The sequence below is a fragment of the Sphingomonas sp. CFBP 13714 genome, from assembly GCF_014842205.1.
Taxonomy (GTDB): domain Bacteria; phylum Pseudomonadota; class Alphaproteobacteria; order Sphingomonadales; family Sphingomonadaceae; genus Sphingomonas; species Sphingomonas aerolata.
This window is the reverse complement of record NZ_JACYVG010000022.1, coordinates 1-7117: the sequence shown is the minus strand read 5'-3', so window position 1 is coordinate 7117 and position 7117 is coordinate 1. Positions and strand designations below refer to the sequence as shown.

Annotated in this window: 6 protein-coding genes; 2 read left to right on the top strand and 4 right to left on the bottom strand. The window is 60.4% G+C overall.

What is annotated here, in order from left to right; all coding sequences use genetic code 11:
- Positions 1-484: 484 nt before the first annotated feature.
- Entirely contained in the window at positions 485-1309 is an 825-nt protein-coding gene (locus tag IFT54_RS20020) for an AAA family ATPase (protein ID WP_192071962.1), read from the bottom strand.
- Positions 1310-1323: 14 nt separating this feature from the next.
- Here IFT54_RS20020 and IFT54_RS20015 point away from each other — a divergent pair, with 14 nt between their 5' ends.
- Positions 1324-1524, top strand: a complete 201-nt coding sequence (locus tag IFT54_RS20015; protein ID WP_244649339.1) for a helix-turn-helix domain-containing protein — start codon at positions 1324-1326, stop codon at positions 1522-1524.
- A gap of 73 nt (positions 1525-1597) precedes the next feature.
- Positions 1598-2323, top strand: a complete 726-nt coding sequence (locus IFT54_RS20010; protein ID WP_197984766.1) for a GNAT family N-acetyltransferase — start codon at positions 1598-1600, stop codon at positions 2321-2323.
- Here IFT54_RS20010 and IFT54_RS20005 read toward each other — a convergent pair.
- From IFT54_RS20005 to IFT54_RS19995, 3 genes are all read right to left on the bottom strand, one after another.
- Entirely contained in the window at positions 2320-4221 is a 1902-nt protein-coding gene (locus IFT54_RS20005) for a TonB-dependent receptor (protein ID WP_192071961.1), read from the bottom strand. The genes IFT54_RS20010 and IFT54_RS20005 overlap by 4 nt on opposite strands.
- An 822-nt stretch (positions 4222-5043) precedes the next feature.
- A complete protein-coding gene (locus IFT54_RS20000; protein WP_192071960.1) occupies positions 5044-5451 on the bottom strand; it encodes a hypothetical protein in 408 nt (135 codons plus the stop codon).
- A 503-nt stretch (positions 5452-5954) separates the two neighbouring features.
- Positions 5955-6293 carry a hypothetical protein gene (locus IFT54_RS19995; protein ID WP_031393821.1) on the bottom strand — a complete coding sequence of 113 codons (339 nt, stop codon included), beginning with the start codon at positions 6291-6293 and terminating at the stop codon, positions 5955-5957.
- Positions 6294-7117 lie beyond the last annotated feature (824 nt).

The following is a 7117-nucleotide window of genomic DNA, read 5'->3' as shown; positions in this document are numbered from 1 at the left end:
CAGCGGGAAAGTTGCAGATATCGTTCTTGGTAACGGTTGAACGGCTGCTTTCCACCAACCCAGTCATTCCCGATGCAAAAATCAAAAGTTTTGCATCAAGGATCGCGCTGCAGGTAGCGTAAGTGCGGCCGGACCAGTCATTGACCTTGATGAGGGTAGGACTATCGTTCTCCCTTCTAAAGGGGATTGTACGTCCATGAAGGCCCAGCCCGGTTTTGCGATTGCGAGTTTTCTGTTCGGCATACTGGCGTCAGTTGCACAGCCTGCACTTCGCTCGCTGAATGCAACCGACTTTGTAAGCGGCATCGTAACGGGGGTTCTTCTAGGCCTATCCGCACTTATGCTGGTGTTAGGCATCCAGAGCTTGCGTCGTCGTACTCAATAATTACGGCGTCTGATGCAAAAATCGCAAGTTTTGCATCAGCAAAAAAACTGCGCAAAACCGGTGTAGATGTCAGCGGTGATTGGCACGGTTCTGTCAGCGCTAAGTGACACCGATCACGAGCGTGCTGCGGGCCGCTTCGACCACATCCTTGGTGATGACGGTCAGCTCGTTGAGACGTAGGATGCGCTCGATCTGGACGAACAGGCGATGCAGCAGCCGGAAGTTGCCTCCGGTCATGCGCACGATCGCGGCGACCGCCTGGGCGTCTGTGAAGTCTGCGTCGTCCAGCGACAGCCCGAGATCACGCCAGCGCCTCGTCAGCACGAACGTCAGCTCCTGATCCTGCAAGGGACGGTAGTGATGGGCGAAACCCACCCGGCTGAAGAGCTGGGGGTAGCGCGCCATGCGCTTGTCGATCCCCGGCATGCCGATCAGGATTAGGCCGATCCCCCGTCGATCGAACAAGTCGCGCAGCCATTCCAGCGCTGTCGTGGTCAGCCGCTCGGCCTTGTCCACGATCAGCAACTCCACGTAGCGGGTCGTGCGGTCGATGATCTTGCACTTGCCCTCAACGCAGGGGCGAACGTGATCGTCGATGCACATGTCAGCGCGGCTGATAAGGTTCGGCACGTCATGCCGCAGCTCGCGCAGGCTGCAGCTGACGGTCGGCGTGAAGAAGACGGTTCGGGATCGGGCGAGGTGGGCATTGACCTTCGCCTCATCCGGCCCGCGCCTGCCCCATACTTCAACGGTTTCGGTAGCCAAATCCCAATGGGCGTAGCGGCGGGCGGAGAGCGTCTTTCCGACCCCGGCGGGTCCACGGCACAGACCGATATAGCGATGCTTGCGGACGGCATTGGCGAACTCGGTGAAGCGGCGATGCTCTTGGGTCGCGATGAAGCCGGTGGCGCGTGCCGTGCCCATCAGTCGCCTTCGCTATGGCCGTCGCGCGCTCGAAGGGGAAGCTGCGAGGCAAAAAGCCGAAGCTGTCGGATCGACAGCAGAAGGAGTTGCGCCGCATGTACGACACCGACGATTACTCGATCAGCGATCTTGCTGAGGTGTTTTCGATATCACGGCCAACGGTGTACCGGACACTTGGTCGTCAACCTTCCGGGCTTGCGGCAAAAGCGGCGTGATCCTAACCCCGGTCGGACCGATAAAGAGAAAGGCCACCTCTGACCGTGCCGGTCTTCGTGCTACAGTCGCGTCATGACTGCCTTTCCCAAGCCGGTGCTCGACTACTGGCACCAGACCCTTTCCGCTGACCGCGCCTCCGTTCATGGCAATCTGTCATATGCTGTTAGCGACAGGTTGAATCCCAAGCGTCCCGCAATGATGCTGGAACAAGCTGATGGGTCGTTGCGGCTTGTTGTTACTCCCGAGATAGCACAACGAGCTGGCATTGCCGAATTAGATGGTTTGGCGATGGATGACCTGAAAAGCCGTTTGGGACAAGCTGGCGTAACACTGCACGATCCGGATTATCTGTTTTACCTTTCGGCCGACGTGCATGTGGCGGCAGACCCGGCGAAGGCACCTCGCAAGTTGACTGATGCCGATCGCACTGCCTTCGAGATATTCTACAATGCGGCTTCCGAGCAGGACCGTGAGGATGCTTGGGTCGAATTGGATCATTGGGCGGTGTTCGGATGCTTCGACGGCGGCCGGCTTGTCTGCGCTGCTAGTATGAACCTGTGGGACGATAGCCCTATTGCCGATCTGGGGGTGCTGACGCTCTCCGACGCTCGGGGGAAGAGGTTCGCACGTGCGACCGTTCAGTCGATCAACCGGTTTTCGCGGCAGCAGGGGTACGAACCGCAATACCGTTGCCAAATTGATAATCACGCATCTGTAGCCTTGGCCAGATCGTGCGGCCTGACGCTGTTCGGGCGCTGGACCGTGGCAACCGATCCGCGTGGACCCAGCATAACCTAACTCTGCAGATCGGTGGCGAGGGAGAACCCGACGTAGCGCCCCGAGCTGTATGTCAGGCCTTCCGAGGAGTCGGCGATCCACCGATAGGTGTTGAACAGGTTCGTCACCTGCACGCGGGCGATCACGTCGCGGCGCGCCAACCGTAGCCGGTGACGCGCACCCAAGGCAACGGTCGGGCGCGACGGCAGGCGGACCGCGTTGGCCTGGTCGGCGAATGATCCGCCATGTCGCGTTACCTGAACGTCGAAGGACGAGCCGCGCCAACCTTCCGGATGCACGTCGAGCGCCAGCACGATGCGGCTGCGGCTTGTGCCGACAGGACGGGCACCGATCGTTCCGTCTTCTACCAATTCCCCGGTGACGCGCGGATCGAGCAGGACCGCGCCTGCGACGAGGCTGGCGAACGGCGTAACGTCGCCGCTCAACGATCCCTCGATTCCGCGATGGCGAACCTCGCCCAGTCGTCGGTAGAAGTTCGCACCGTCGAGGTTGAAGTAGGGCTTGCGGACATCGAACACGCCCACGGCCGCTTGCAGCTTACCCAGCGAGGCGCGCACGCCGGCATCGACCTGCCGTGTCCGGAGCGCCGGTGGTGCCGCGTTGCGGTTGACCGCGATATCCGGGGCGACCTCGCTTTCTTCCAGCCCCCGTGTCACTCCGGCATAAGCCGAAAGACCGGACGCCACGTCGAGCGAGGCCATCAGGTTGAACAGCCACGGCCGATCGCGCGATACGATGCCGTCGCGTCCGGGCGGGCGAACATGCTTGCGATAATCGGTCTTCTGGACGCCGATGTTGAGGCTGCCGCGGCCCTTCCAGCGTCCTTCGTAAGCGATACCGCCTGTTACCTGCCGAACGTCATCGGGCGTGCGTTCCACGAAGGCGAATGCCGGCTCGGCGGTCGGCGCGCGCGTCGCGATATTGCGGCGGGACAACTCGACCGCTTCCGCCTCACCGTAGAGTCGTGCCTGATCGCGGGCGCGCACCGACGCATGGAAACGGTGCAGCCGCGGGCCTTCCGCGAATGTGCGGGACACCCGCACCTCTCCCGAGGAGGACGCATAGCGCGATGCCGGAGCTGCATAGACGGTTTCCGTCCCGGTGCCCTCCTTGTCCACGTCCAGCCACAGGGTCGTTCGATCGCGGCTGACGGCATAGATCGAGCGGAACAGGCCGCCCGCCAGCGACCAGTCGCCCAGCTTCGTCCGCGCGATCACGCCGGTATTGCTGCCGCGACTGGTGTTGGTCGCCCAATCCTGGCCGGTGTAGCGGCGACGATCGTGCACGCGCGGCGGAACGAAGGCCCCGCTGGTGAAGTAGGTCGGCACCGCCTCCTCGCTCCACGTCCTGTCCAGGCTCCAGAACGGGATGATTTCGGTATCGGTTGCAGGCCGCCACCTGAAGCTGACTCCACCGGAAAATGCCTTGGGCGTTCCCCCGAACCACTCATTATCCCGGTAGAGGCCGAAGCCGCCAGCTACCGACAAGGCTGCACCGGTGATTGGCGCGCGAACGTCGAACTCGATGCTTGCGTCGCCAAAGGTGCCGGCGTTCAGCCGTGGGCTTAGGACCAATGCGTCGGGAGCATCGGGCAGGCGGAAGTCGGCGATCCCGGTCGGTGCTGGAAACGGGTAGTCGATCGCCGTCAGACCGACACGGATGATCGAGCTATCGACAATGCGATAGCTGAGGTCCGCCTGCTGATCGATATACAGGCCTTCGATGCGGACGTTGCCGGCATCGATAGGCGAGAAGCCGCGCACGTCCTCTTCGTCGTACAGCCCCACAGACTCGTTGGCGTAGCTCACGCCGAACGCATCCTCAGCCGCACGCGCCGCGTTCTGATCGGCGCGTTGCGCCACTGCCTGGCTCGCGCACCCGAACGTTGCGAGCGCCATCAATATCAACTTACGCATTTTCGCCCCCACCGCGCTCTTTAGCGAATGGCTGGCAGCTCACCAAAATTAAACCGGATCGGCCTCACTGACGCGCAGCGGTAGCCCGCTTGTTCTCGATTGGTGCAGAAGGCCGAGTTTCGAGAAGGATGCGCGAATCCCGATCCGCCTTCGCTTCAAGAGCGCGTGCGTCGTCGTGGCGTGTCAATTACCACTGACAAAGTCTGCCAATCAGCGCTGACATCTACATCCGCGGCTTCGAGCCTGATGCAGATCTTGTGAGTTTCGCATCATCGGTGCCCGCTTCGGCCGGCCGGCAAAGTGCGTTATACTAGTGAAGCACCAACCATGAACGAGGACAGGTTATGCCAGTCAAAGACCTCATCGGGCGTCCAAGACCTACAGCTGAACAGAGGGCACTGGAGAAAGAGCTTCTGCAGCGTCGAGAGGCATTGCTGCGTCGTCGTCCCGGCCATTCTGATGATGACGATGGCCTGTGTCCTGTGGGCCCGCCACCTGGTCCCAGCCCCATGCCACTAGCTGGTGCGGCTGAGATAGCAGACGACTGATCCAATTAGCGTGATGCAAAACTTTTGATTTTCGCATCAGGAATGGCCGGGTTTGGTGGAAAGCGGACCGTCCGCTATTGGAATGGCAGTTGTCGTTAGCAGACGTCTCTTGACGCTGCCGCCTTACCCGAAAAGAATGCTTTTCCGGGAATGTGCGACTTTTGTCGGCTGGACAGAAACATGGTCGATCTGATCCAGAAGTGACTTGGTAGAATTGAAAAGACGGGAACGGCATGGCCGCTCCCGTCCCGTATGCTTAATGGCGGCCACTAGGTGCGGCAGGCAGCATGTCCTTGCCGTAGCTGCGCGCAACGCCGCGCCGATCGAGTTCGGTGTCGATCGTGCCGAGCGTACGATTGTACGAGGCTAGTTCCGCAGCGCTGACGAAGCCCTGCTGCTTGCCGAGGCGGGTCATGCTCTGCCGGGTCTGCGCGATCTGACGCTGCAACGCCGTCGCACGCGCACGCGCAATCTTATGCGTGATCCGCGCGTTCTCGATCCGAGCCTGGGTCTCATCGATGCGGGTATGAAGCGCAGTCGTCGCCTGCATATTCTCGGTGCGCTGTGTTTCGGTTCCTCGTTGCTGCGCAAAGGCGACACCGGGCATCATCAGTCCGATCGCACCTGCGGCAACAAGGGCGAACGGCTGTTTGGTAAGGATCATTTCAATCTCTCTAGAAACCGGCGATGTGGCACGCTGCAATCGTCCGGTCCTGATTTTCTAACGGTTTGTCGCTGCATGGCAGATGAACGAGCAGATAAGCCGGTCACAGAATTGGAGTTTTTCGCATGGGCAGCGTGGCCGGCACGACGCGGCCTTTCTTCCAAATGAACCCAGAGCGGGACAGTCGCAGGACGATCCCGCCAACGGTCGTCCGGATCACCTGCTTTCTCACTATCTGTTCCCGATTGCTCTTTCGCGAAATGGGCTGTTCGAGGCGGAGAAACGGGAAAGATCGCGCTTAACGAATGGCCGTTGTCGGGCGCCCGGATCGCCAGCCTGAACTTCCGGATGTGGGCGTTTGCAGCCCGTGTGCTTTACCGCCCAAAGGCCGCCGGTTGGCTTTGAGGAACGGTCGGCGCGACGACAGCGCCTGAACGTCGCGACCTCGTGGGAAGCGGAACGACCGCTTTTGAAGATGGGCGGCGCGAAAGGGGACATACCCTTCACTCCACGTCGCTATATTCTTCAATTGGCGTGAAACTGTTGAAACGGTAGCAGTAAATTGGTTCACCACCAACGCCGCCTTTTAGCACAAGCTGCACGCAGTTTTTGTTCGGAAATGCAAAGTTCCGGGCATACCAAAGCGAGTTCACCGTGCTCTGGGTCTCGTGTATTTTGGCGGCCCATCGCTTCACCGCATCTTGTGACTGCTTAGCTGACCCGTTCCAATCAACCAGGCTCCGTTCGGCCGCCATCGCGTCCCTGCCGCCGATGTCGTATCCAAGCGCGAACATGCCGGTAGCGACCAATCCAGCGGCTATCAATTTGGCGGCGGTGTTCATAAGCCGAGATAAGCAGCTTTCGCGTCTGCTTCCAAGATCGGGGAAGCAAAGCCCGAATGACCGACCTTGGGCGGCTGCGGTCGGGCGGGTATGTCGCGAGATGGTAGTTTGCAGTCCGGCAGGTATGAATCAAACATCCCGACTAGCTGACATTCGGAGCGGTCGCTTGGCCCCCAGCCGGAGCAGCTTCCAGACGGAAATGCTTGCATCGCGCAGCGGAGACGGCATCCGCCCAACGCTGATAGTCTACCGACCGCTCCGGTGGCGACGTCCGGCAAATGCCTGCTTCTTTGCGATAGCAGCCGCCTGCACTTGCCAGCACAGCGACCCCTGCAATGATTGTGAACGAACGTCGCATTCTGGGATCATCGCACCCGATGCCCTTTGGCGGCAAGTGGGCGCTTGCGGACTGGCAGCTTTGCCGCCCGATAGCTGCCACTCGGCTTTCAAGCACGGTCGGCACGCGACGAGCGCCTGAACGTCGCGACCTGGTAGAAAGCGGACTGACCTTTCTGGGGGGGCGAACCTAGAAAAACCGATCATCGAACGAGCGTCCCAAATGCGTCGGCTTTTCCATCAACGGATGCGCCGGCTCCTGTCGTTTTTTGGTCGATGCAAAACTTGTGGGCTTGCGTCGCGTAATGCCAAATCGGACGTGACTACGACGGCTAGGCTTTCCGAGTGAAAACTTCAGCTAACCGGGTGCTTCAGCGGCGCCGCATTTCGGAAAAAATCGTTGGATGAAGAGCAATAGGATTTCAGGACGCCGGCTTGAGATTGGGCGCCGTCATTGATGCAGTTGTCTCTGGGCCAAGATCCGCGCG